The 25,045-nt window shown below is 41.3% G+C and carries 26 protein-coding genes and 1 tRNA gene; 14 read left to right on the top strand and 13 right to left on the bottom strand.

Translation table 11 applies throughout. The features are described from left to right. Positions 1 to 30: 30 nt before the first annotated feature. The 10 genes from aroC to leuC all read right to left on the bottom strand — a co-directional run bounded on the left by aroC (position 31) and on the right by leuC (position 9,140). Complete coding sequence (gene aroC / locus BHC43_RS08505; RefSeq protein ID WP_100157115.1) at positions 31 to 1,131, bottom strand: chorismate synthase; 1,101 nt, start codon at positions 1,129 to 1,131, stop codon at positions 31 to 33. Positions 1,132 to 1,365: 234 nt separating this feature from the next. Next, complete coding sequence (locus BHC43_RS10615) at positions 1,366 to 1,611, bottom strand: hypothetical protein (RefSeq protein WP_143558409.1); 246 nt, start codon at positions 1,609 to 1,611, stop codon at positions 1,366 to 1,368. Positions 1,612 to 1,895: 284 nt separating this feature from the next. After that, entirely contained in the window at positions 1,896 to 2,429 is a 534-nt protein-coding gene (locus BHC43_RS08495; RefSeq protein ID WP_100157113.1) for a PqiC family protein, read from the bottom strand. Further along, positions 2,429 to 4,066 (bottom strand): intermembrane transport protein PqiB, encoded by a 1,638-nt coding sequence (gene pqiB, locus BHC43_RS08490; RefSeq protein WP_100157112.1) that lies wholly within the window; start codon positions 4,064 to 4,066, stop codon positions 2,429 to 2,431. The genes BHC43_RS08495 and pqiB overlap by 1 nt, the downstream gene beginning before the upstream one ends. A 10-nt stretch (positions 4,067 to 4,076) precedes the next feature. Further along, positions 4,077 to 5,372, bottom strand: coding sequence for a paraquat-inducible protein A (locus tag BHC43_RS08485; protein WP_257378011.1), 1,296 nt, complete (start codon positions 5,370 to 5,372; stop codon positions 4,077 to 4,079). A 109-nt stretch (positions 5,373 to 5,481) separates the two neighbouring features. Next, entirely contained in the window at positions 5,482 to 6,552 is a 1,071-nt protein-coding gene (gene leuB, locus BHC43_RS08480) for a 3-isopropylmalate dehydrogenase (RefSeq protein WP_100157111.1), read from the bottom strand. A gap of 93 nt (positions 6,553 to 6,645) precedes the next feature. Then, a complete protein-coding gene (gene leuD, locus BHC43_RS08475; protein WP_100157110.1) occupies positions 6,646 to 7,287 on the bottom strand; it encodes a 3-isopropylmalate dehydratase small subunit in 642 nt (213 codons plus the stop codon). 66 nt (positions 7,288 to 7,353) lie between these two features. Continuing rightward, a complete protein-coding gene (locus tag BHC43_RS08470; protein WP_100141290.1) occupies positions 7,354 to 7,494 on the bottom strand; it encodes an entericidin A/B family lipoprotein in 141 nt (46 codons plus the stop codon). Between the two features lie 18 nt (positions 7,495 to 7,512). Further along, on the bottom strand, positions 7,513 to 7,638 hold the full coding sequence (locus BHC43_RS08465; RefSeq protein ID WP_100141289.1) for an entericidin A/B family lipoprotein: 126 nt from the start codon (positions 7,636 to 7,638) through the stop codon (positions 7,513 to 7,515). A 95-nt stretch (positions 7,639 to 7,733) separates the two neighbouring features. Beyond that, positions 7,734 to 9,140 (bottom strand): 3-isopropylmalate dehydratase large subunit, encoded by a 1,407-nt coding sequence (leuC, locus tag BHC43_RS08460; protein ID WP_100157109.1) that lies wholly within the window; start codon positions 9,138 to 9,140, stop codon positions 7,734 to 7,736. Positions 9,141 to 9,422: 282 nt separating this feature from the next. Here leuC and gshA point away from each other — a divergent pair, with 282 nt between their 5' ends. The 10 genes from gshA to BHC43_RS08410 all read left to right on the top strand — a co-directional run bounded on the left by gshA (position 9,423) and on the right by BHC43_RS08410 (position 18,827). Further along, entirely contained in the window at positions 9,423 to 10,784 is a 1,362-nt protein-coding gene (gshA, locus tag BHC43_RS08455) for a glutamate--cysteine ligase (protein WP_100157108.1), read from the top strand. Positions 10,785 to 10,883: 99 nt separating this feature from the next. Next, entirely contained in the window at positions 10,884 to 11,894 is a 1,011-nt protein-coding gene (trpS, locus tag BHC43_RS08450) for a tryptophan--tRNA ligase (protein ID WP_100157107.1), read from the top strand. Positions 11,895 to 11,954: 60 nt separating this feature from the next. Continuing rightward, positions 11,955 to 12,929: a glutathione synthase gene (gene gshB / locus BHC43_RS08445; RefSeq protein ID WP_180297466.1), complete on the top strand. Its 975-nt coding sequence runs from the start codon at positions 11,955 to 11,957 to the stop codon at positions 12,927 to 12,929. A 48-nt stretch (positions 12,930 to 12,977) separates the two neighbouring features. Further along, complete coding sequence (locus tag BHC43_RS08440; protein WP_100141284.1) at positions 12,978 to 13,385, top strand: diacylglycerol kinase; 408 nt, start codon at positions 12,978 to 12,980, stop codon at positions 13,383 to 13,385. A 109-nt stretch (positions 13,386 to 13,494) separates the two neighbouring features. After that, positions 13,495 to 14,421, top strand: a complete 927-nt coding sequence (locus BHC43_RS08435) for an AEC family transporter (RefSeq protein WP_100157105.1) — start codon at positions 13,495 to 13,497, stop codon at positions 14,419 to 14,421. A 204-nt stretch (positions 14,422 to 14,625) separates the two neighbouring features. Further along, positions 14,626 to 15,555 carry a DMT family transporter gene (locus BHC43_RS08430; protein WP_100157104.1) on the top strand — a complete coding sequence of 310 codons (930 nt, stop codon included), beginning with the start codon at positions 14,626 to 14,628 and terminating at the stop codon, positions 15,553 to 15,555. A gap of 8 nt (positions 15,556 to 15,563) precedes the next feature. Further along, positions 15,564 to 16,484 carry a LysR family transcriptional regulator gene (locus tag BHC43_RS08425; protein ID WP_100152047.1) on the top strand — a complete coding sequence of 307 codons (921 nt, stop codon included), beginning with the start codon at positions 15,564 to 15,566 and terminating at the stop codon, positions 16,482 to 16,484. A 281-nt stretch (positions 16,485 to 16,765) separates the two neighbouring features. Then, on the top strand, positions 16,766 to 17,623 hold the full coding sequence (dapF, locus tag BHC43_RS08420; protein WP_100157103.1) for a diaminopimelate epimerase: 858 nt from the start codon (positions 16,766 to 16,768) through the stop codon (positions 17,621 to 17,623). Next, complete coding sequence (locus tag BHC43_RS08415) at positions 17,620 to 18,273, top strand: DUF484 family protein (protein ID WP_100141279.1); 654 nt, start codon at positions 17,620 to 17,622, stop codon at positions 18,271 to 18,273. The genes dapF and BHC43_RS08415 overlap by 4 nt, the downstream gene beginning before the upstream one ends. Further along, complete coding sequence (locus tag BHC43_RS08410) at positions 18,207 to 18,827, top strand: hypothetical protein (RefSeq protein ID WP_144078750.1); 621 nt, start codon at positions 18,207 to 18,209, stop codon at positions 18,825 to 18,827. The genes BHC43_RS08415 and BHC43_RS08410 overlap by 67 nt, the downstream gene beginning before the upstream one ends. Positions 18,828 to 18,937: 110 nt before the next feature. Here the strand turns inward: BHC43_RS08410 and BHC43_RS08405 are convergent, their stop codons facing one another. After that, positions 18,938 to 19,150: a hypothetical protein gene (locus BHC43_RS08405; protein WP_100141277.1), complete on the bottom strand. Its 213-nt coding sequence runs from the start codon at positions 19,148 to 19,150 to the stop codon at positions 18,938 to 18,940. Between the two features lie 1,069 nt (positions 19,151 to 20,219). Between BHC43_RS08405 and BHC43_RS08400 the strand changes: the two genes are divergently transcribed. Beyond that, positions 20,220 to 21,872 carry an electron transfer flavoprotein-ubiquinone oxidoreductase gene (locus BHC43_RS08400; protein WP_100157102.1) on the top strand — a complete coding sequence of 551 codons (1,653 nt, stop codon included), beginning with the start codon at positions 20,220 to 20,222 and terminating at the stop codon, positions 21,870 to 21,872. A 70-nt stretch (positions 21,873 to 21,942) separates the two neighbouring features. Here BHC43_RS08400 and BHC43_RS08395 read toward each other — a convergent pair whose 3' ends face one another. Further along, positions 21,943 to 22,194 (bottom strand): NGO1151 family protein, encoded by a 252-nt coding sequence (locus tag BHC43_RS08395; RefSeq protein ID WP_100141275.1) that lies wholly within the window; start codon positions 22,192 to 22,194, stop codon positions 21,943 to 21,945. Positions 22,195 to 22,337: 143 nt separating this feature from the next. Here BHC43_RS08395 and BHC43_RS08390 point away from each other — a divergent pair, with 143 nt between their 5' ends. The 3 genes from BHC43_RS08390 to BHC43_RS08380 all read left to right on the top strand — a co-directional run bounded on the left by BHC43_RS08390 (position 22,338) and on the right by BHC43_RS08380 (position 24,804). Beyond that, complete coding sequence (locus tag BHC43_RS08390; protein WP_100157101.1) at positions 22,338 to 23,273, top strand: hypothetical protein; 936 nt, start codon at positions 22,338 to 22,340, stop codon at positions 23,271 to 23,273. Positions 23,274 to 23,623: 350 nt separating this feature from the next. Beyond that, a tRNA-Thr gene (locus BHC43_RS08385) sits at positions 23,624 to 23,699 on the top strand. Between the two features lie 115 nt (positions 23,700 to 23,814). Next, positions 23,815 to 24,804 carry a tyrosine-type recombinase/integrase gene (locus tag BHC43_RS08380; RefSeq protein ID WP_100157100.1) on the top strand — a complete coding sequence of 330 codons (990 nt, stop codon included), beginning with the start codon at positions 23,815 to 23,817 and terminating at the stop codon, positions 24,802 to 24,804. Here BHC43_RS08380 and BHC43_RS10840 read toward each other — a convergent pair. Then, a partial coding sequence (locus BHC43_RS10840) for a hypothetical protein (RefSeq protein WP_100157099.1) occupies positions 24,793 to 25,045 on the bottom strand: 253 nt, incomplete at its 5' end. The genes BHC43_RS08380 and BHC43_RS10840 overlap by 12 nt on opposite strands.

The following is a 25,045-nucleotide window of genomic DNA, read 5'->3' as shown; positions in this document are numbered from 1 at the left end:
CTATAAAAATTACATCTAGATATTGGTGGGCTATTGGTTATGATGGGCAATATTTGGTGTATTTACCTGTATATCCGCATTCTGGGCTCGATGGCGTAATGCATGATCTATCAATACCAGTGCAAGCATAGCTTCAGCAATCGGCGCGGCGCGTAAACCTACACACGGATCATGGCGACCATGGGTGGCGAGTATAACTGGTTGACCATGAATGTCGATAGAGTGTCGCGGTGTGGCGATGCTGCTGGTAGGCTTGATGGCTAGATTAATGTGAATATCTTGGCCACTACTAATTCCGCCCAGTATACCGCCAGCATTGTTGGATAGAAAGCCTTCTGGTGTCAGTTCGTCTCCATGTTCGCTGCCTTTTTGGCAAATACTTTCAAATCCGGCTCCGATTTCAACACCTTTTACGGCGTTGATGCTCATCATGGCATGGGCTATATCGGCATCCAGTCGATCAAATACAGGTTCGCCTAAACCTACTGGAACATTACGGGCAGTAACATGCAGTTTAGCTCCGATAGAGTCGCAGGCTTTGCGGATGCTGTCCATGTATTGTTCCAGTTCTTCAATCTGGCTCTGATTGGCAGCGAAAAAGGGATTGTTGTTTATAAAACTTTCGTTTTCGAATAGTATTTTTTTTTCGCCAATTTGGGTAATATAGGCAACGATTTCAGTTTGATAATGTTCGCGTAGCCATTTTTTGGCAATGGCACCAGCAGCGACTCGAGCGGCAGTTTCGCGAGCCGAGCTACGCCCACCACCACGAAAATCGCGAATACCGTATTTGTGCCAGTAAGTATAATCAGCATGTCCGGGGCGAAAGCTTTGGGCAATAGCGCCATAATCTTTACTACGCTGATCGGTGTTTCTAATTAATAATCCGATGGGTGTACCAGTGGTTTTGCCATCAAATATACCAGAAAGTATTTCGACAGTATCTTCTTCACGACGCTGAGTGACATGGCGGCTAGTGCCCGGTCTTCGTCGGTCTAGATCTTGTTGAATATCAAATTCACTTAGATTCATTCCAGGCGGACACCCATCTATCACGCAACCAAGTGCGGCACCATGGCTTTCACCAAAGGTGGTAACAGTAAAAATTTGCCCGAAAGTATTGCCAGCCATAGGTTTTACTCTGATTTTTGAGTAATTAATTTAAGTTGCTGTTGAGTTTAGCACGGTTTATACGGTTTAGGCATAATTTGTCTAAAAGCTATTTTGTTTTTGTGGCATAGGTATTGATGTTGTTATGAATTTACATGATTTGGAAGTGTTTTTTGAGTTTGCGGTGTCTATCTCTTTGGTATTTTGTTTATGTTTTATTGATTTTTAAGTTTAATGCCAGTATTGCCAAACAGGCTATCTTGCTGGTTGTTTCTTGTTTGAAGCAGATGGAGTGGCAGTAGGAGGGCTGCTTTTTTCGGTACCTGCTATGGTAGGCGGTTCTGCAGGTATTGGTTTGGTTTTAATAGGAAAATATATTGAGGTGCCTAGTCCGAAATTATGATTACCTCCGCCTATACCTATGGCGACGTTGGAAGGCACTCCTATGCTACAGGCACAAAGTAAGAAGCAGGCTATCTGTGAAACGATAAAAGGTTTCATGGCTTTTTTTCAAAGGAAATAAGTGTTTTATTATAAATCTTTCTTCTTGTCTGGCGATGAAATTGTTTGATGCTTTAAATAGACTGATTTTCTTTCGCAGGAATTTTTTTAATTTAATTTTTTCAGTTATACCCTCGGTTGACATTCTGTGGTTTGCTCTAACTGAAGTTATAGATAATATTAATTAGTGAAGTCAATGTTTTTAAACAATCGATTAAGCATTTCGGCCAGTTAAACAATAGTTTTACTGGCCAAATTTGTGCGGATGATAAGAGAAAATAAGTTTAGTCAGCAGGGGCGATGGTTTGTGCTACGTTGGATAGTCCCTGTGCTAGTGCATTAACCATGTTGCTGTAGCCATTACCTTGCTGCGGAATATGGATATTGAAATTTTTGTTGTTTTCAGTTGCTCCCTGCCAGCTGCTGTAACCATTGATGTTTATATAGCCATCATAGCTACCCTGAAAAGATTGGATGTATACGGTGAGTGTGGCTTTGGTTTTGTTTTCTGGTGTAAACCAATATCGCACGCTTTTTTTGTTTAGTTCATTAGCCAGAACCAGTTTGATTTCGTTGCTCAAGTCGTCTGCCCATAAATGTGTCTGGGCAAATTGAAGGGTGGTTGGAGTATCTTGATATACTAAATTACCTTGATTAAGTCGTTCTGCCAGAACAACTTTTATCTGTACCGGTATTCGCTGGCTTGTGGTGGGCAACTGATAATTGCTGCCTTGTAGTTGATAATAGGTCACTGGTGTGCCAGCACACGCGGTGAGGGTCAGAGCAGCAGTGCAGACAAGTGGTAGTATGATTTTCATTATCTGGCTCCTTTAGGTTCAGGATCATGGCCGCGACGGTTGAAGATAAGGGCGTTTGGTTGCTGTCTGAGGGTTTTCAAGGTTGGCTGTGCTTCTTTAAGAGTTGTATCTATACTTTTCAGGGTTTGCTGAATATCACCATAAAGTGGGGATGTGCTGGAAACACCTTGCAAAGTGGTGCGCAATTCTTTCAAGGTGGCGGTAAGCTCTGCTGGCAGTTGCTGGGTTTTATTCTGTGCCAGCAGTTTGTCTGCGCTGGCTAGGGTGGTTTTTAGCTGTGCTAGTGTGCTGTCCAGCTGTTTCATGGAATGTTCGATGGGTAGGTTATTGAGTTTTGTCAGTAAGGCAGAAAGTTGATTCTGAATCATATCTAATCCGGTTCGATTGCTGCCGATAACGGTGTATCCCTGATAGCGTGAGAGAGGTTTGAGCAGCGTTTCCCCCGGTTGAGCCTGTGTGAGGCTGATGTATTGATTACCGGTGATTAAGTTGTCTTTTTCTAACGAGGCAGAAAGACCGTGATTAAGTGCCTGCTGAATTTGTTGCTGCCAGATTTTGTCATCTTGTTTACTGGCATTAATTTCCATACGCCCGGGTTCGATACGCAGCCGAACGGGTACCCAGCCATGCTGAAAGAGTTTATGGCTGTCATTGAGTGCAAAATAGGGTACGTCGGCAACGGAACCAATATTAATGCCTTGATACTCTACTGGAGCCCCGACACTTAAGCCACGTACGGATTGCTGGAAGAAAACAACGTAATATTGGGCGCGTTTGGTAGGTAGGTTGTCTAGTTCTCGTTCGCTGTTGTATAGAGTAAATTCTGTATTATTGCCTACAGGTGTACCTTTGCCTTCAAACATAGTTTTAAATACGATGGCACCGGATAAAAGAGCAGGTAATGGTGCTGAGTCGATATGGACGCCGCCGCCAGATGCGGTAACCTGCACACCGGTTTGGAGCCAAAATTTGACTTTATCACCAATAAGGCTGTCGTAAGGGCTGTTGATATATATTTGGTAGTGAACGTTATTGTCTTTGGGATCAAAATAGGCCTTTTCTATCTGGCCGGCACTGATATCACCATATAAAACAGGGCTACCGGGGGTAAGCAGTTTGTCACTGTGACCCTTCAGGCGCAGACGGATTCCGCTCTGAGAAATGGCGCTAACAGGTGGTAAATCTGCTACGGTAAACGTTTCAGCTTTTTCTTTGCTGTGCCCAGGCGTAAAGGCAATATAGGAACCGGATACCAGCGTGTTCAGTCCGGTGATGCCGCTTTGGTCGATGCGTGGTTTGACTATCCAAAACTGTGTATCTTTACGCAGCATATTTTTGACATCAGCATTCATTTTGGCTTTGATTTGAACACCTTTTTCATCCGGGCTGATGCTGATTGATGTGACTTTGCCTACCGTAACATTTAATACTTTAATTTCTGTAGAGTTGATTGCAATTCCATCAGCATCATTGATATACAAGGTAATTTCCGGTCCTGTATGGCGAAGATGTTGTATGAGTAGCCAAGCGCCAGTGAGTAAGGCTAGGGCAGGAATAATCCATACCAGTACATTGAATGGAGGTTTATGCTTTACAATTGCTGTAGTTTGCGTTGTTTCGTTTTCGGTTTGGCTCATGATGTATGCCTTATTGCGCTGTTTTGATGCTGGGCTTGTTGTTTTGCTCATCCCAGATTAAGCGTGGATCGAAACTCAGTGCCGAGACCATGGTCAGGATTACTACGCCGCAGAAATATATGGTAGCTGAACCTGGCGCTACGTGGGCAAGTGGTGTAGAGAATGCGGACATCAGTATGATTACTACAAAGATATCTATCATAGACCAGCGTCCAATTGATTCAGTAATGCGATATAGAATGGTTAAACGGCGAGGGGACATCAGTGGGTGATAGGCTGCTGAATAAAGCAGTATCAGCATAGAAATGATTTTAAGCACAGGAATGGCCATACTGGCACTGAATATCACGACGGCGATAAATACATCTCCATCACTCCACATGTATTCGATACCATCAAGAATGGTGCTGGCAAGATTGGTACCTGGAGAACGAGTGATCATCATTGGTAATAAATTGGCCGGAATATAAAAAATAATGGCAGCCAATAAAAAGGACATGCTGATACTGAGGCTGAGAGGTTTGCGCCGGCTCAGATAAGAGCCACACACACCGCAGACATTTTGGGTATCTGGTTGTTCAAACAAACAGTAATTGCAATTAATGGTGTGGTCGCTGTAGATTTGTCTGGTAGGATCGTTTCCGGTAAGTCGCTGTATCTGATAAAAAATCCAATGTTCAGGTACGCCTTGAGAAGTGCGAATCAATAGAATAGCTAAAACCATCATAAACCAGAATGCCAACCCAAAATGCATTTGTGCCATGGCACTGATTTTAATGTATGACACCAGTGTGGCTATATAAAACACGTCTATCATAATCCAATGGCGCAGGCGTACTAGTGTTCTTGTGGCGTACAGCATACCAGGTAGAACTTGCTGATAACGCAGTCCGGTATATACGTATAGGCACAGCAGTAAAAACAGAACTGGTGAACCAAAAGTGAGAAAAAACATTACTTCTGCCAGTATTGAATAGTCCTGCTGGGCTAAAGTACCCATTATATAGGGAATGGTAAGGTCAACATGAATGCCAAGCATGTCTATAGTCATGTACAGTTGTGTATATACAATTGTCATGATAATTAGTGAGGCGATGGCAAAGGCTATTGGAGTATCAAGAGGGTGGGTTTCTATGCGAACCAGTCGCTGCTGGCAGCGCGGACATTCGGCAGATTCGCCAGGTATTAGAGCAGGAATGGTTAATGACAAGCCGCAGCAAGGACAGCCAACATGATGTGCGGGCAAGCTGCCGGCAGGCAGTTCTGTAGTTTGATGTTGCGCTGGTTGTATTAAACGGTAGCTCAAGATATTCGATTTCAGTAAAGAAAACAGCTGTACAAAAAATAACTTAACAGAGGGTTGGCATGCTCTGTTAAGTTAAATATACGTAATTTGAAGCGCTTGTGCAATTGACTTATAGTGCAGCCAGTACAGCATCACCCATTTGGCTGCATGAAACACGCTGGCAACCTTCTTCATAGATGTCACCAGTACGTAGCCCTTGTGCCAATACTTTGCCTACTGCTTGTTCGATTCTACATGCGGCTTGCTCATTATTTAGGCTGTAACGCATCAGCATGGCTAGTGAAAGTATGGTGGCAAGCGGATTGGCCAAATTTTTGCCAGCAATATCGGGTGCAGAACCATGTGACGGTTCATACATGCCTTTACCTGTTTCGTTGAGCGATGCGGAAGGGAGCATACCTATGGAACCGGACAGCATGGAAGCTTGATCGGAAAGAATGTCACCAAATATGTTACCCGTTACAATAACGTCAAATTGCTTAGGTGCTTTTACAAGTTGCATGGCTGCATTGTCGACATACATGTGGCTAAGGCTGACATCAGGGTAATCTTTATTCATATCGGTCATGATTTCACGCCACAACTCGGTGGTTTCCAATACATTGGCCTTATCTACTGAACAAAGTTTTTTATTGCGTTTTTGTGCTGCCTCAAAGGCAATCTTACCGATACGGCGAATTTCACTTTCGCTGTAACGCATGGTGTTAATACCTTCGCGTTCGCCATTTGGCAAGGTATGAATGCCGCGTGGTTCGCCAAAATAGATATCGCCGGTTAGTTCACGCACAATCAAAATATTTAGACCAGATACTACTTCTGGTTTTAGGGTAGAAGCATTGGCCAGCTCAGGATAGAGTATGGCTGGCCGTAGATTGCCAAATAAGTTGAGATCTTTTCGGATGGCAAGTAGTCCACGTTCGGGACGCAGTGGGCGTTCAAGGCTGTCGTACTGTGGACCACCGACTGCACCAAGCAACACTGCGTCTGCAGCGCGGCAGATTTTTTGAGTAAATTCTGGATAAGGATGGCCGTATTCATCATAGGCAGCTCCCCCTAATGGAGCATATTGATAATCTGCATCTAGTCCTTCTGCAATCAGTTTGTCTAAAACACGGACGGCCTGAGCAATAATTTCCGGACCGATTCCATCCCCCGGAAGAATAGCAAGGTGTTTACTCATTTTATTCTTTCTGAATGTTGTCTGACTGCCACTGATTGGCACTCAGTAATAATTTATTTTTAGTGTATGAAAACGAAACAGGTTTCTATGGAGTCAGGACTGATACAGCCATGGTTGCTGTTGTTTGTGGCTGCTTTCATAGGCTTTTATAGCATCCGCATGTTGCAAGGTCAGGCCGATTTCATCCAGACCATTGAGGAGACAATGTTTGCGGTGTTCGGTGATCTCGAAATAGTAGTGATGACCGCTGGGTGTGGTAACGGTTTGTTCGGGCAGATTGATGCTGAGCTGATAGCCTTCATGAGAAGTAACTTCATGAAAAAGTTGATCCACTACTTCTTCGGGCAAAATTATGGGTAATAGACCGTTTTTATAGCAGTTGTTGAAAAAAATATCTGCAAAAGATGGTGCAATGATTGCGCGAAAACCGTAATCATCTAGAGCCCATGGTGCGTGCTCGCGGCTTGAACCACAACCAAAATTCTTACGGGTCAGCAGAATGTGTGCACCCTGATAACGTGGCTGATTGAGTACAAAATCCGGATTCAGTGGACGTTTGCTGTTGTCCATACCCGGTTCACCGTGATCAAGATAACGCCACTCATCAAAAGCATTTGGGCCGAAACCACTGCGTTTGATTGATTTTAAAAATTGTTTAGGAATGATGGCATCTGTGTCTACATTAGCGCGGTCAAGCGGTGCTACCAGAGCCGTAAGAGTTGTAAAAGATTTCATGCGGGTGATTCAGTATGTGTAGTTAATGATTGAATTTAGTGCAAGCCCTATCGGGCTTGCACGCAGTTACATTTCTGAGCGTACGTTGTCTGAAGCATTACTTACTGCCTGACCACCGGCAGAAATATCACGACCAACGCCGGAAACTGTATGACAACCAGCCAGAAAACCAACAATGGCAACGCTTAAAAGCATCAGTTTTTTCATGGTTTTATCCTTGTAATATTATCGACTAGCTGCGTTGGACAGATGCTGACCCCCAGCACGGACGTCTTGTCCTACGCCATGAATTGTGTGACAACCAGAGAGTACAGCCATAACCATTGCAGCAATTAACAACATTTTTTTCATGCTTTACTCCTTCAACAAAGATAATAATTAACACATTCAATCAGAACTACATGCTTATCATGCACTTGCTGGCTTAAAACTGCAAGTTATTCACTTTATATGTGTCGCACATCAGTAAAATGGCCAGTGACTGCTGCAGCTGCTGCCATGGCAGGGCTGACTAGGTGAGTGCGACCACCGTTCCCTTGACGACCCTCAAAGTTACGATTGGAAGTCGAAGCACAACGTTCATGTGGCTGTAATCGATCTGCATTCATAGCCAAGCACATTGAGCAGCCAGGTTCGCGCCACTCAAAACCTGCGGCTGTAAAAATTTTATCCAGCCCTTCTGCTTCAGCTTGTTGTTTGACTCTTCCTGAGCCGGGTACTATTAATACCCGATTAACATTATCTGCCTTATGTCGTCCTTTCGCTACTTGGGCAGCAATACGTAAATCTTCAATTCTTCCGTTGGTGCATGAACCAATAAATACAACATCAACTGGAATTTCATTGACTGGTGTACCGGCAGTTAAGCCCATATATTGCAGTGCCCGCTGCATACCCTCCCGTTTTACTGGATCCGTTTCTGCATCAGGGTCGGGCACTTGTTGATTTACTGCAATTACCATTTCTGGTGAGGTTCCCCATGTAACCTGTGGTTCGATGTCTTCCGCATTAAAATGATAAGTTTTATCAAAGCTGGCTCCTGCATCTGAGACCAGTGTTTTCCAGTAACTAACAGCCTGCTCCCATAATTCACCTTTAGGTGCGAAATGGCGGTCTTTGATGTAATCGATTGTGGTTTGGTCAACTGCTACAAGGCCTGAACGGGCTCCTGCTTCGATGGCCATGTTGCAAAGGGTCATTCGACCTTCCATTGATAAATTGCGGATTGCTTCACCGCCGAATTCAATTGCATAACCAGTGCCTCCGGCAGTACCTATCTGGCCAATAATATATAAAGCAATATCTTTGGCGGTAATACAAGGTTTTAGCGTGCCGGTAATTTCAATCAGCATGGTTTTTGATTTTTTGGCAGTAATACACTGTGTGGCCATGACGTGTTCTACTTCTGATGTACCGATGCCATGAGCCAGTGCACCAAAAGCACCATGGGTAGACGTGTGTGAATCTCCGCAGACTACTGTCATACCTGGTAAAGTGGCGCCTTGTTCGGGGCCTACTACGTGCACAATACCCTGATTGATATTTTTGAATGGATAATATTTTTCTACACCAAAGTCGTGTATGTTTTTATCCAGTGTATTGACCTGAAGCTTGGAAATAGGATCGGTGATGCCTTTGTCCCAGTGGTCTGTAGGGGTGTTGTGATCAGCAGTAGCAACTATACTTTGCTCGCGCCACAATGGCCGATGAGCCAGCTTCAGTCCTTCAAAAGCTTGCGGGCTGGTGACTTCATGTACTAGATGGCGGTCGATATAGAGTAAAACTGTGCCATCAGCCTGTTGTTGGACAATATGGCTATTCCACAGTTTTTCATACAGGGTTTGTGCTTTCATTGTACTAGCTTTGTTTTGTTATGTTTTATGTGTGAAGCATCTTAATACTGTTAAGAAGGATTTACAAGCATTTTGTCTAAAAATATAAAATATTCAGATTTGAATGTAATTAAATGAATATTTTTAGACTTATTGTCTATTTTTTGCAAGTGTAGATGGCCTGAATATCTGTGTGAAAACGATTATAGTTGCTGTTTTCTGTTAATCTGGCGTTTGTTGTTATAATAATGACCACTATATGCACTAAGTAATGCAGCATATATATGTAGAAAGGACTGAAATATGAGTTTACCTGATGTGGCCGCAGCGCATCGCTTGGAATTGCAGAATTTTGAACGGGCAATTTTAGCCAAACAGACGCAGATTGAATCATGGTTTCGTACCCAATGGCGACATCACCACGCTCCTTTTTACGGTTCGGTGGATATTCGTAACAGTGGATATAAACTTGCCAGTATTGACATGAATCTGTTTCCGGGTGGTTTTAACAACCTGAATCCTGTTTTTTTGCCTTTGGCTTCTGTAGCGGCACAGGATGCAGTGGAACGTGCCTGTGCAGAAGCACAGTCTGTTTTGCTGATACCTGAAAACCATACGCGCAATACTTTTTATCTGCAAAATGTTTACGCACTCTATTCTATATTGCGTCATGTGGGATTAAATGTGCGAATTGGTACAATTAATCCCGAAATTACTCAGATTACCACACTGGAAACGGCGCTTGGTGACCACATTACACTCGAGCCAGTATTGCGGCAGGGTAATCGATTACAGCTAGCAGATGGTTTCACTCCTTGTATGATTTTGCTGAACAATGATTTGTCAGGAGGCGTACCAGATATTCTTCAGGGGCTGGAACAGAAACTATTGCCACCATTAAAAGCGGGTTGGACCACGAGGCGAAAAAGTACTCATTTTCATGCATATAATCAGGTGGCAGCAGAGTTTGCCAAAGTGGCAGGCATAGATGAGTGGACGATTAATCCATATTATGAAGTATGTAGTGGTTTAGATTTTGCCAGCCACGAAGGTGAAAACCGTCTGGCAGATACTGTGGAACGTCTCTTACAACGTATTCAGAATAAATATGATGAACTGGGCATTCAGGATAAACCTTTTGTGATTGTTAAAGCCGACGCCGGTACTTATGGTATGGGGGTGATGAGCGTTCATTCGGCAGATGAGGTGCGTGGCCTCAATCGCAAAAAACGCAATAAAATGGCTAAAATCAAAGAAGGTCTGGAAGTCAGTGAAGTGATTGTGCAGGAAGGTATTTATACTTACGAAACACTGCATGGTGCTACCGCAGAACCTGTGGTTTATATGATGGACCGGTTTGTAATCGGTGGCTTTTACCGTGTGCATGAGGGACGCGGACCAGACGAAAATCTGAATGCTATGGGTATGCATTTTGTGCCATTGCACTGCAATATTGTCTCACCTGAAACTGAGATTACGGAAGAAGATGCTGCCAGCAAACGCGAATTTCAGCCATGGGAACAATTGGGTATCGTGCAGACAGAGAATGTTAGTCAGGCCAATGATTGTGAAAGTGTCCGTCTTTATGTGTATGGTGTGCTGGCCAGATTATCGTTGCTGGCTGCAGCTATAGAGCTGGAAAATATGCCTGAAATAGCGGTTTGATTTACTTCTATTATTCAGACTTTCTCACTGCAACGTAATTTAGAGTAAGCAGAAAATTTTGTTTCAAAATAATATTAATTTCATAAAGTACGATTCATAATGAAAAAAACGCGCGTTTTAACTGGTGTTACACCCAGCGGCATACCACATCTTGGTAATTATGTGGGTGCCATTCGTCCGGCTATTCAGGCGAGCCAGAATCCAGATGTGGAATCTTTCCTTTTTTTATCTGATTATCATGCTTTAATTAAATGCCATGATCCGGAAAAAGTTCATGAATCAACCAAAGCTGTTGCTGCAACATGGCTGGCCTGTGGCCTTGACCCTGAGCGTACAACTTTTTACCGTCAGACTGATATTCCCGAAGTAATGGAACTGAACTGGATTCTGACCTGCAATACAGCTAAGGGGCTAATGAACCGTGCCCATGCGTATAAAGCAGCCGTACAGGAAAATGCAGAAAAAGGGCAGGAGGACCTAGATCACGGTATTGAAATGGGGCTTTTCTGTTATCCGATGCTCATGAGTGCAGATATTCTGATATTTAATGCCGATAAGGTACCGGTAGGGCGTGATCAGATTCAGCATCTGGAAATGGCGCGTGATATAGCAGGCCGTTTCAATCATCGTTTCAAGCCTTTGTTTACTTTGCCCGAAGCTCAAATAGATGACAATGTGGAAACATTGGTTGGTCTGGATGGCCGAAAAATGAGCAAAAGTTACGGTAATACCATTCCATTATTTGAATCGGAAAAGAAATTGCAGAAAGCGGTAAATAAGATTGTTACCAATCTGAAAGAACCGGGCGAACCGAAGCAGCCTGATGAAAGCCCCCTATTTGATATTTATAAAGCTTTCTCTACACCGACAGAAACGAGCAGCTTTACTCAGATGCTTGCTGAAGGTCTGGCTTGGGGCGAAGCTAAAAAAATGCTAGCAACAAAAATCAATGAAGAGCTGGCTGAAAAGCGTGAGCGATTTACTCAGCTGATGGCAGAGCCCTCATTGATTGAAGATATTTTGCAGGCAGGTGCGGTAAAAGCGCGTGCACAGGCAAAACCGCTGCTAGAGGAAGTACGTGAAGCAGTAGGCATTCGTTCATTAAAATAAAGTACTGGTTTAACCGGCTGGAAGTTGATTTTGAGCCGGTTAAATTATCTGTAGGTAAATATAATGAAAATCCTGTTTATAGCCGACCCAATGGCTGGCTTCAAAACTTATAAAGACACCACTTATGCCATGATGCGGGAAATGGCTGCACGAGGCTGGACATTGTTTCACACATTAGCCAGTCAGCTAAGTGTGCAGCAAGAATATGTTGTGGCAGAGGCTAGCGAATTTGGCTTTACCGAAGCCAGAGATGATCATGACCACTGCTGGTTTAGTCCTTTGCCTCAACAGCAATATCGGCTAAACAGTTTTGATGCAGTGATCATGCGTACTGACCCGCCATTTGATATGCAGTATTTATATGCGACTCAATTGCTGACTTTAGCCGCCAAACAAGGTGCCCGTGTTTATAACAGCGGGCAGGCTATGCGAGATTTCAATGAAAAACTAGCTATTTTAGATTTTACAGAGTTTACTGCTCCGACTTTGGTCACTACCCGTGCAGCAGATGTGCGTGCTTTTTTGCATGAGTACCACGATATCATTATTAAGCCGCTGGATGGTATGGGGGGTATGGGGATTTTCCGATTGCAGCAGAATGACCCTAATATCAGCAGTATTCTGGAAATGCTGATGCGTTTAGACAGCCGTACAATCATGGTACAGCGTTATATTCCTGAAATTGTTCATGGCGATAAACGCATATTAATTATTGGTGGGCGAGTTGTTCCCTATGCATTGGCACGTATTCCACAGCAGGGCGAGACACGAGGCAATCTGGCTGCAGGTGGCCATGGCGTGGCGCAGCCATTGAGTGAACGAGATAGGCAAATTGCTGAAACATTGGCTCCGGAACTGGTACGCAGAGGTATTCTGCTGGCTGGACTGGATGTGATTGGTGATTATCTGACGGAAATCAATGTTACCAGTCCGACTGGTTTTCAAGAAATTAGCAAGCAAACTGACTGTGATGTGGCTGCTATATTTGCCGATGCTGTTGAAGAAGCTGCACGTTTATATGGTTCCCCGCTTTAAAAAATCTTGTGCAGCCATATCCGATTTTAAAAGGACAATAATATTATCATGCCGGAAAATAATAAGCAGTATGCCAATACTATCAAAGGTAAAACCGGTATACGCCGCATATTCAACGCCTATGGTTACTCTCTGGCTGGTTTGAAAGCGGCTTGCAGCGAATCGGCTTTTCGTCAGCTGTTGTGGTTAAATGGAATTTTGATTGTGCTGGTTTTTGTATTGGATTTTGGCATCCTGACGCGTATGGTTTTAATTATGGCTTCGTTTTTAAGCTGGATTGTAGAGCTCTTTAATACGGCTATTGAAGCAGCTGTCGACCATACTTCGTTGGCAAAACATCCGCTGGCCAAACGGGCTAAAGATACAGCATCGGCTGCTCAATTATTAACCATGTTACTACTGGCAATTTTATGGGTGCTAGCGTTGTGGCGAGATTATCTGGTTAACTGGTTTTAAACCATAGTCACATTGTTGCCATTGTGTACGAGAGCTGCCTGATTAAGAATTTCTAAAATTCTTCAGACATATTGACAATCCGATATCTGTTTATCGGTAAGGATAGATTATGCATTTTCTGATGATTTTATTACCGGTTTTCGGAATTTTTGTTACTGGATTCATCTGTCAGAAAATCCTTAAATTCGATATAGCCGGATTATCGAAAATGTCTTTGTATATTCTTTCTCCCTTTCTGGCCTTCAAAACGTTTTACAGCCATCAGCTGACTTCTGCTTATGCTTATTATGCTTTCTATGTATTGATTTTGTGTATCGGACTGATTGTACTGGTGTATCTGTGGTCGAAAATTTGTCATTACCGCAATCAGGATAATTGCGCCCTGATTTTGGCATCATGTTTTATGAATAATGGAAACTACGGTACACCGGTGATTCTGGTATTTTTCGGGAGTGCCGGTTTTGATATCGCTGTAATTCTGATGGTACTGCAACAGTTTGTTATGAGTACATTAGGCACTTATTTTGCAGCAAAAGGCAGCAATGATGTTGAAGGCATCAGCCAGCGCACAGTTTTGAAAAAAGTCTTACGCATGCCGATTGTACATGGTGCTTTATTGGGTTTGATATTTCAGATACTGCATATTCCACTCAGTAAAGAAATACTGCTGGCTGTAGGAATGATAGGAGATTCTTCCATTCCAGTTATTATGCTTATTTTGGGTATGCAGCTGGCTACATTACATATTAAGCAGATTGAACTGCCTAAAATAAGCTTTGCGTTGATACTCCGATTGATAGTATCGCCTTTGTGGGCTGTGCTGCTGGTGTACTTTATGCCGCTAGACCTGATGGCGAAAAAAATATTGATTGTTCTTGCTGCTATGCCGACAGCAGCCAATACCACATTGATGTCTGTACAGTTCAACACCAAACCACAACTAGTTTCTTCTGCTACTTTTTTCAGTACGGTATTAAGCTTGATTACCTTGCCGACAGTGCTGATACTGGTGCAGCCGCCGGTTATGAATCTGTAAGCAATTGAGTAGCGAGAGATGCAATTAAATGTATATTCGATTTACGCTTATCTGAATCAATTACAAACCTTTTGTTGGTTTTCTGGATCTTAATGTTGTCTGATGTTACTTTATGTAACAAGACTTATTACTCGCTCTATAATGTTCTTCTACTTGAAATGAATTATAACAATATGCAATACAATTCATTTCAGGATAAAAGACATGGGTATTAACAGACAATTTAGTTGCAAAAGTATTGTATATCTATTGATTACGGTAGTTGGCTGGGGAATTATGTATCCCGCATCCAAACATGCCGTATCTTCAGGTATTGATGGCTATTATCTTACTTTCATTCGTTATGTTTTGGGGGCAGTGCTTGTCAGTGTGATTTTAATCATTCTAGAAGGTAAAAAAAGTTATCAAACTGAAGGTAAAACCTTGTTACTCTGGTTTTTTGGAAGTATCGGCTTTGCAGGACTAAATTTTCTCACGTTTATTGGAATAGGTTATTCTTCAGCAGAACATGCAACGATTATATTAGCTCTGATGCCTTTATTATCGCTTGCGCTAACATGCATTATTCATCGTAGCTTCCCCGATTCTAAAACTAGTTTCTGCATGCTATTAGCTTTTACTGGTATTGTTTTGGTAATTACTAATGGTAATTTTAGTCATTTGAGGGCTTCATCTAGCTTTATCGGCGATTTGCTACTATTGGCAGCCACTATCTGCTGGGTAATATATACCTATTTTGCCAATATTATGATTTCAGTATATGGCTGGAGTGCTTTACGTGTCACTGCGTTAAGCTCTTCCTTAGGAACACTGAGTATAATATTCATTACTATAGCGGCAACATTATTTGGTTACGCCAGTTATCCAAATTTTCAGGCAATGGCAGCCAGTAAATTTGATATTTTTATTTTGGTTATAACTACTTTAGTGATTATCAGTTGGAATGCAGGTATTAAAGCGCTAGGCACAATCAATGGAGTTTTATTTGTTAATTTGGTACCCGTTATATCGTACATTATTGGCCTTTTGCAAGGGCATCACGTTTCGTATATTGAAGTTTTGGGAATGGTAATTACGCTTATAGCATTAATAATGAATAATCTTTATATGCGTAAAAATCAGGCAGATATTTAGTTGTTGAAATGAAAAACCATTTACAGGGTATGAATTTAGCTAGTCTTGAACTGTTTCTCGTAGCAGCTGAAAATGAAAATTTCTCAGCTGCTGCTGAGTATTTGAATATTACGCCTGCTGCTGTTAGCCGCTCTATTAAAAGGCTTGAAGAAAGGATTGGTATTGAATTATTCAGTCGAAATACACGTAAAATCAAATTAACACCAGAAGGAAAAATTTATTATAAAAAATGCTCTGAAATTTTAGAATCATTAATCAGTATTGAGCAAGAGCTTAAACTACAAAAAGAGTCTGTAGCTGGAAGACTAAAAATCAGTGTTCCAGAAAGTTTTTTTAACTATAAAATGGCGCCATATTTAAATAAATTTTGTGAACTATATCCAAATCTGAAGCTAGATTTTCATGTAACTAATCGAAATATTGATTTTGTGGCTGAAACTTATGATTTATCAGTGAGGTTGATTCAGCCTGAGACCAAACTTGAGCCCTTTTTAATTAAAAAAAAATTGCATGATGCCACATCCGGTCTGTTTGCTAGTCCTGAATATTTGTCTAACAACAGCATGATACAATCGCCTTCAGATATTAAAAATCATCAGTGTATCAATTTCAGCATAAGCGAAAATAACAAAAAATTCTTATGGAATTCTGTAGATAATCATTCAAAAAGGGATTTTCATTATTCGAACCAGATCCAAGTGTTTGACAGCATTCTTGCGACTAAGGTTCTTGCATTGAATGGTTGTGGAATTGTACATTTATTTAAATTTGCGGTGCAGAATGAGTTGCAGAGTAATAAATTGGTAGAAATCTTACCTGAATATTCTATTAATCATATATGGCAATTTTGTTTTCTTTACCCAGAGTCAAATAGGAATTTAGCAAAACTTAGAGTTTTTATCGATTACTTCATTGAAAACATTAAATAATCAAGCAAAAATATATAGTATATATGCTGATAGTATTCAGTATTTCAATAATCAGGTGATTTTCATTTTTTTAATACCATTTTTTATATCAGAATATATATTATTAGCGGTTTATACTGAATCTGATTCAAAAGATGAAGTATAAAAAATCACAATTTAAGTTATTTTTAAATCATAGAAATGTAAAGATTTTTGATTTTATTGATGTTCAGAACTTATCGTTATCAAGATAAATCGGTATCATAGTCGCCTATCTGCTGGAATAATAAACTGGGCTGCTTATGACAAAGTTAAAATTTACCAAAATGCATGGCTTAGGTAATGATTTCATGGTTATTGATGGTATCAACCAGAAATTTAACCCGAGTACAGCACCAATTGCCGCATGGGCACAACGGCATACCGGAGTTGGATTTGACCAGCTTCTTCTGATTGAAGCACCACGACAAGCAGATGCTGATTTTCGCTATCGGATTTTCAATGCAGATGGTTCTGAAGTGGAACAGTGTGGAAATGGCGCACGGTGTTTTGCCCGCTTTGTTTACGATAAAGGGTTAACCAGCAAAAAGCAGATTGTGGTAGAAACAGCTGGCGGCGTGATTATGCCCCGTTTAAACGATGATGGTTTGGTAACAGTAGACATGGGTGTGCCATTGTTGGCTCCGGAGCAAATTCCGTTTGCCGCTATTGATGAAGAAGATGCTCGTAGTATCAGCCATCAGCTCGTAATCGGCAATGAGACTGTTAGTGTTACCTGTATCAATATGGGCAATCCGCATGCGGTGATAGTGGTGGAAGATATTGAGCAAGCACCTGTACACCGGCTGGGAGCAGCTATTGAAAACCACAAACAGTTTCCTCAACGCGTTAATGTCGGCTTTATGCAGATTGTGGCACCACGCCGGATTCGTCTGCGTGTTTTTGAGCGAGGTGTAGGAGAAACTCAGGCCTGTGGTACGGGTGCCTGTGCTGCAGTTGTAGCCGGAATCAGTTTGGGATTGCTGGGCGATGATGAACCGGTAGAAGTTAATTTGCCTGGGGGGCAGTTATTAATCAGTTGGCAGCAGCAACCTGATGCTCATGTATGGATGACAGGGCCTACCCAGAGTGTTTTTGATGGAGAGATTGATTATTTATGAGTATCAAAGAAGCAGATATACGTGCGTTTTTACATGCTCAGCCAGAGTGGCTGTATGAACATGCGGCAGAGTTTAACCTGCGACCTATTGAAAGCAAGATAATGTCTTTCCAGCAGGGCAGGATGCAGTTTATGCAGCGTAAAACGGAAAAAATGGCTTCACAATTGGTACAGATGTTGGGAGAAGCGGATGCTAATCATACTTTGATGGCTAAGTTCATGGCTTTCGATCGACGCCTGCTCTTTGTAAATACGGTCGCTCAATGGCAGCGGGCAATCAGCGATGGCTTGAAAAACGAATTTGCATTACCTGATTTTGCCTTGAAAATTGTTACCGAAGCACCTAAAAGTGTGCGTATACCTGCTTCTTTAATAGCAGATGAGAAGGTTAAAGCTGTAGCTAAAAAATTGAATAAGCCCATATGTGGTACCTTACCTGTGGTTGTGTTACGGGAATTATTGCCTCCACAGCCTCGTCTGGAGAGCTTTTTACAACTGCCATTGTGCTGGCAGGAACAGACTTTAGCAATTTTGGTAGTCGGCCATAAGGATGAAGCTCATTTTACATCGGATATGGCTACTGAATGGGTAAGCTATATGGCAGAAAATATGGCCGTGGTGCTGGCACGTCTGCTAAAACTGGTACGCTGATGACTACATTAATCATTTATGCGGTTGTGATGATTTATGCAGTCCTGTTTGTGTGGCAATGTTGTAAATATCAATTTTATGGCTGGCTGGCTGCAGCGTTAACCATTTGGGTGATTTTGGCTGCTATGAGTAGTGTGGTATTGCCGGGTATTGCTGGTTTGTTTAAACCGTTAAATTTATTTCTGATGCCAGTTTATGTGTTATTGGGTTCGGTATTTATGCTTCATCAGCGCAATAGACTTCAAAGCAACGGTTATTTATCTAATTTGCTTTATAGTAGTTGGTTGCAGTTTGGAGCGCTGGCTATCTGTTTGACACTTATTTTATGTCTAATCAAAAATACAATTTTATTAGTGCCTTTGGTGGTTAGTGTTTTACAGATGCTTACTTGGCAACCTTTATACTGGATTGGAACTCAATGGTTATTGATGTTAATGCTATTTTCACGTACAGAAAATAAGGAAAAATCGGTATGGCGCATGCAGACATTGTTGCTCTTTTGTTTATTTACTCAACTGATTTATCTAATGTTAAGTTTTAGAGGAAAATTGTAGTTAGAGTTTGCTATTGTTTTTGAGCTAGGTCTTAACTTAGTAACCTTTTATTAAGTATCAGATAATAAAAAAGCCAGACTTTCCAGTCTGGCTTTTTTAATTTGATGTGCTTAGTGAGAAGCAGCTTCAGCAGAAGCGCCAGAAGCAACAGCAGGAGCTGATACTTCAGAAGCTGGAGCTGGTTCAGAAGCCGGAGCTGGTTCAGAAGCTACAGGAGCTGAAACTTCTGAGGCAGCAGAAGCAGCAGGAGCTGATTCATCTTTATTACAAGCAGCCAAGAACAAAGACATCAGGGCAGCAGCAGCTAACAGAGATTTTTTCATGATTATGTACCTTAATCTGTATCAAAAAGTATTACTTTAGTGATGGAAGTCCAGTTTTTGCACACTATATCATTTCTTCAATAAATAGCTACAGTGCGCATAACTTGTGCAAATCGAATTATGCCCCGCCTTGCAAACTAATGCAATCTGCCAAAGGTGTATTTTTGTTAAACAGCTACAGAAGCTTGTTGAGAACGGCACGTTAGAATCTAGTCTGGTGCAGGATATACTTACTAGATAAGCAATAAGCTTAAGGTATGGGTATAGTTATAAGATATTGATAAAATTTAATAAAAGTAAATAATATTCAGCAATAATGTTACAGTTTAATGATTACCCAACAAAATTACTGCAAATTAGAGAAGTTGTTTTTTTACAACAAATTTACATATTTATGGCTTATACACCTTGGATGCTGCTTGGTTTAGCTGCTGACACTGTGGATGATTTTTTTGCAATCTTGCCACAATTAAATTAACAAGGGATGTTGATAGATCGGCTTATGTGCTTTGGGTTTATCCTAATTACAGTCTTCAATCCATTTATCAATATCTAAACTTATTAACATTGTAGTAATAACAATTAATCACAATGAATGTGTGCTAATTTCATATTCAGAAATCAACAAAGATTGTTGTTTGGTTTTTTAGAATAGGTTGTGTAGCCAATTTTTTATTTTGAGAGGATGAAAGCGATTCTCAGCACGAGCCATTGCTTTGAAATGATGTACACACAATATAGACTATTACTTCGGTTATTCTACTGAAACATAGCTGTTGAAAAGTTAGTGTTGATAAAACCTATTTGGGATAGATATCGTAAATTGGTTGAAAAACAGTTTATAGTATTTTTTAAGAAGTAATTTTTCAGCTTATATTCAATTATTTTAGGTTATGGTTTGTTCTTTGGGTTGGCTAGTGTTAAAGGGAAATCACAACAGGCTTATTCCCTTAGTCACTGTCTGAAGCCATTGTTCGATATAATGACAAGTTTTGAGTATTCAGCAAGCATTTATCAGGCATGGCTACTGAATTTTGAGTAATTTTGTTTCTAAGCAGGAAAACTTATCATGACAGATACCCTTGAACGCGAGAGCATGCAATATGATGTTGTTATTGTGGGTGCTGGGCCGTCAGGTTTATCTGCTGCCATACGTTTAAAACAATTGGCCGCTAAACAACAGCGCGAGATTAGTGTATGCGTTGTCGATAAAGGTTCTGAAGTTGGAGCGCATATTATTTCGGGTGCTGTAATTGACCCTCGTTCATTATCTGAGCTGATTGAAAATTGGCAGGATAAAGACGCTCCGTTGTCGTGTGTGGTGAAACAAGACAGTTTGCTGTTTTTAACCGAAAAAAAAGCTTACCGTCTGCCAACGCCAGCCAGTTTTAATAATCAAGGCAATTACATCATTAGTCTGGGCGTGTTTTGTCGTTGGCTGGCGCAGCAGGCGGAAGAATTGGGTGTAGAAATATATCCTGGTTTTGCTGCTACAGAAATACTTTATCATGCTGATGGTTCGGTACGGGGAATTGCCACCGGCGATATGGGCGTTCAACGCGATGGTACTCATGGTGACCAATATCAGCAGGGTATGGCACTGTTGGCACAACAGACTATTTTTGCTGAAGGTTGCCGCGGTTCGCTTACTAAAGTACTGATGCAGCAATTTGATTTAAGAAGAGACTGCCAGCATCAAACTTATGGAATCGGAATTAAAGAATTATGGGAAATCGCACCGGAAAAATCCAAGCCCGGAACAGTGATTCATACTATAGGCTGGCCATTGGATCAGAAAACCTATGGCGGTTCTTTTTTGTATCATTTGAATGATAATAGAGTAGCAGTTGGTTTTGTGATTGGTCTGGACTATCAGAACCCTTATCTGTCTCCGTATGCAGAAATGCAGCGCTACAAAACTCATCCGGCCATTAGAGCTACATTAGAAGGTGGTAAACGTATTGCTTATGGTGCAAGAGCGCTGAGTGAAGGTGGCTTGCAAAGTTTGCCCAAACTAACGTTTCCGGGTGGTGTTCTGGTTGGTGATACTGCTGGTTTTCTGAATGTGCCGCGAATTAAAGGTATTCATGCCGCTATGAAATCCGGTATGCTCGCAGCAGAGGCCGTTGCTGAGGTATTAAGCGAGGAAGCTGGCGAAAGCAGTAATGCAGAGGCAGTAAATTATACAAGTTTATTTAGAAACAGTTGGTTATTTAGTGAGTTGAATAAAGTCCGCAATGTACGTCCTGCATTCAAGTGGGGTCTGTTGGGAGGCCTAGTTTATGGTGCACTAGAAGAATATGTGTTCAAGGGTAACGCACCATGGACTCTAAGGCATCAGCGGGCGGATTATGCGTCTTTACGACCAGCACAAGATTGCCAGAAGATTGATTATCCTAAACCGGATGGCAAACTCACATTTGATCGTATGAGTAGTGTATTTTTGGCTGGTATCAGCCATGCTGAAAACCAACCTGTACATCTTAGGTTACATAATCCAGAATTGGCCATTAGTGTTAATTATCAAAAATTTGCTAGTCCGGAAACGCGTTATTGTCCTGCTGGGGTGTATGAAATTATAGAAGAAGCAGGAGAACCACAATTGCAGATTAATGCGCAGAATTGTGTACACTGTAAAACCTGCGATATTAAAGATCCTGAGCAGAATATTGACTGGGTGTGTCCTGAAGGCGGCAGCGGACCAAATTATGCCGATATGTGACTGCCGGCATGAAAAATATCAGAGTTGAACATATACAGACCAGCTATCTGCTGCTGGTCTGTTTTATGATTTAATGTTCGCGTTCATGAAAAAAAGCGTAAGTGGCATCATGAAATAATTCTACTTGCGGATTTTCTTCATACTGCAATTCAGCAATTTCGTTATCAAAAGCTGTTCGAATAGATTCTGTAGCTAGTTCTGCTAAATCTGCGGGTAAGGCTCTCAATAAACCTTTCAGTGCAGTGGCTAGCACACGGTTTTGCATGAGTAGGGCTTCGTTATTTTCTTCGAGAAATTCAATTCGTTGTTCTAAGGTACTCATTATTTAATTCCTAATAAAATTGGACAAAATATACATTATTTTAGCATTTTAACCTACAAAAGTTGTTATAATTACCTATATATGGCACAGTGAAAATTCATGTGAAGCGAGCCAGAATACATCAGACGATAAGAAGTGAGGGCATGGTGAAAAACCAGTATGAACAACAAAATCAATTTGTTTTTACTTTGAGTGAAGATAATCCGCCTGCACAGCAATCTATGACTAATACAGATAGTGAGTCGGCTGAAGCCAAACCTGATTGGGTACGTAATCTTGAACAACTGCGCCAGAATAAAAAGAAGCATGATAATCATGCTGTTCATCATGATGTGAACAAGAGTATTAAGCCGACGGTGGTTGTACATCAAACCAGAAGACACGAGCAGGCTTTTCATACTTCTGCTGTGGTAACAGGTACAGTACCTCACAACCGGCAGCCTGCTACAGCTAAACCAAAAAAACCTAATCCTTCCCAGTATAATCAGACTGATGAGGTTGTATTGGATCCGATACAGCGAGAACGTGTTTATCGTGCCTACCTGCAGCAATGGCAGCAGCAGAGTACGTTGGAGGCTCAGCAACAAGAATCTGCCTTGAATGATACAGCATTACTGATTCAGGAAGACTGGCTGGCTGCCCAAAGCTGTTTGCAAAGTGCTCCGATAGATGAAACTTTGCCATCTGGCTGTACTGTTCAACTAAAAGGAAATCAGGCAACGGTTGTGCAGGCTGAGACTTCTGAGTCTGATGTTACTGATGTCAATACAGACTTTAGTGAAAATGGCCAGCCAGTAATTCATGTACATATGCATGTAATCGAGCCGCGAGGTACAGCAAATCGTGCTGTTACCTGCATTTCAGAACAGGCTCTATTACAGCAGCTTACTGAAAAATTACGCCCTCATCTAGCCGATGTATTATCTGGTATGGTCAGGGTAGCGGTACAGAAACATACTGCTGGGCTAGTAACAACGCTACAGCGTGAGCTATTGGCGGAAGTGCCTTCGGCAGTGGATGACGTGCTTAAATATAACTTGACACAAGTTATGAACAATTTTAAGAAAAGACAACGTTAAAAATTGAATGACTATATTTTAGCTTTGCTATATGCAACTGCAAAAAATAGTATCTGAAGTTGCTAACAGATCTATTGATTATTAGAAATAAAGAATTTTTCAAACATGGCATAGTTGAAAGAAATTGTATTTCAAATAAAATTATGCTTATTGGGATTATTTTTAATTAAGAGAAGCATAAAATTTAATGAGATAGTAACGCATAAAATGTACGGCTACTAAATAATTTATATATGTATGATTAAGTATAAATTCTTAAGATTTTAAGATTTCAGGCATGTTTTGTTAAAGATGGTGAATCAAAAGTAGGTGTGTTATACTGCGCGCCGTTCTGAAAAATTTATCAGTCAGCCAGTATAGCTCAGTTGGTAGAGCAGCGCACTCGTAACGCGAAGGTCGTAGGTTCGATTCCTATTACTGGCACCATCAAACCCATATTTATCAATATTTTATAGCAAGTATGTGACAATTCTGAGTCACTTTCTTTATATATCGAAATCTTTAGTGTATCGTTACGCTTTTGACCAATAGTCTTGCATTTATGGCCACTATCGTAAAGCGCGGCGAAAAATATACTGCGCGCGTTCGCATTAAAGGTAATGAGATATCTAAAACATTCACTTCTAAAACAGAGGCGCGGGAGTGGGCTACGCAAACTGAAGCTGATATAAATAATCGAAAACTTGGATTAGCTCCCAAAAATATCACTGTTGGTGACCTTATTCAACGATACATGAAAGAAGTTACTATCAAGAAACGAGGCAGTAAAAATGAATGTATTAGGCTTGGGTTAATTTTAAAAACAGATTTAGCAAACGTTCTTACTTCGGAGTTATTACCTGTGCATGTCGCGCAATGGCGTGACGATAGATTAAAACAAGTTCAATCTCCAACGGTTGCGCGAGAACTAAGCACGCTATCAAGCGTTTTTAATTACGCTTTAAAAGAATGGAGCTTGATTAACGATAATCCAGCAAGAAAAATTACGAGGCCTAAAGGTAATAAAGCAAGAACGCGCAGGCCTACAGATGATGAGATTACGCGTATTTGTTTTTGGTGTCACTATGATGATGACACCCCGCCGGTGCTCAAAAAGCAGAGGGTGGCTTTAGCATTCTTGTTTGCAATAGAAACAGCTATGCGGGCTGGCGAGTTGTGTGGCCTAAAATGGCATGATATCGACTTTAAACGCAGGGTAGCACACTTAGAAATGACTAAAAACGGTTACTCTCGTGATGTCCCGCTATCAAAGGCAGCACTAAAACTACTTCGCCAGCTTGAACAAATCAATTTAACTACTGTTTTCGATCTTGACCCCGACTCATTAAGCACCACATTCAGGCGCGCTTGCCGTAGTTGCGGAATATATGATTTACATTTTCATGATTCGCGCCGCGAAGCTTTAACAAGAATGTCTAAAAAGGTTGATGTAATGAATTTGGCGAAGATTTCAGGGCATAGAGATATAAAAATATTGCTTAATACATATTATGCCCCCGATGCATCCAATCTAGCAGATTTACTTGATTAGCTGTTTTCTTTCTGCGAATTTCTTAACCTCCAAAGGAATCCATAAAGAATGCGCGGTTTTATTTAACTTAACCGGTCGAGGGAAATCAGGTTTACAGGCGATGCGGGTTTTAAAATGACCGGGGGAGCATGAAAAAAAATTAGCGCACCGTTCTGCGTTCCATAAATTGCTATTATCTGTTTGAGCCCGTATAAGGGCATCAAGTTTATCAAGAATTCCGGAAAATAAATTTACTATTTCA

The sequence above is a fragment of the Snodgrassella alvi genome (genome assembly GCF_002777855.1).
Lineage (GTDB): Bacteria > Pseudomonadota > Gammaproteobacteria > Burkholderiales > Neisseriaceae > Snodgrassella > Snodgrassella alvi_E.
This window is presented reverse-complemented; position numbering and strand designations above follow the sequence as displayed.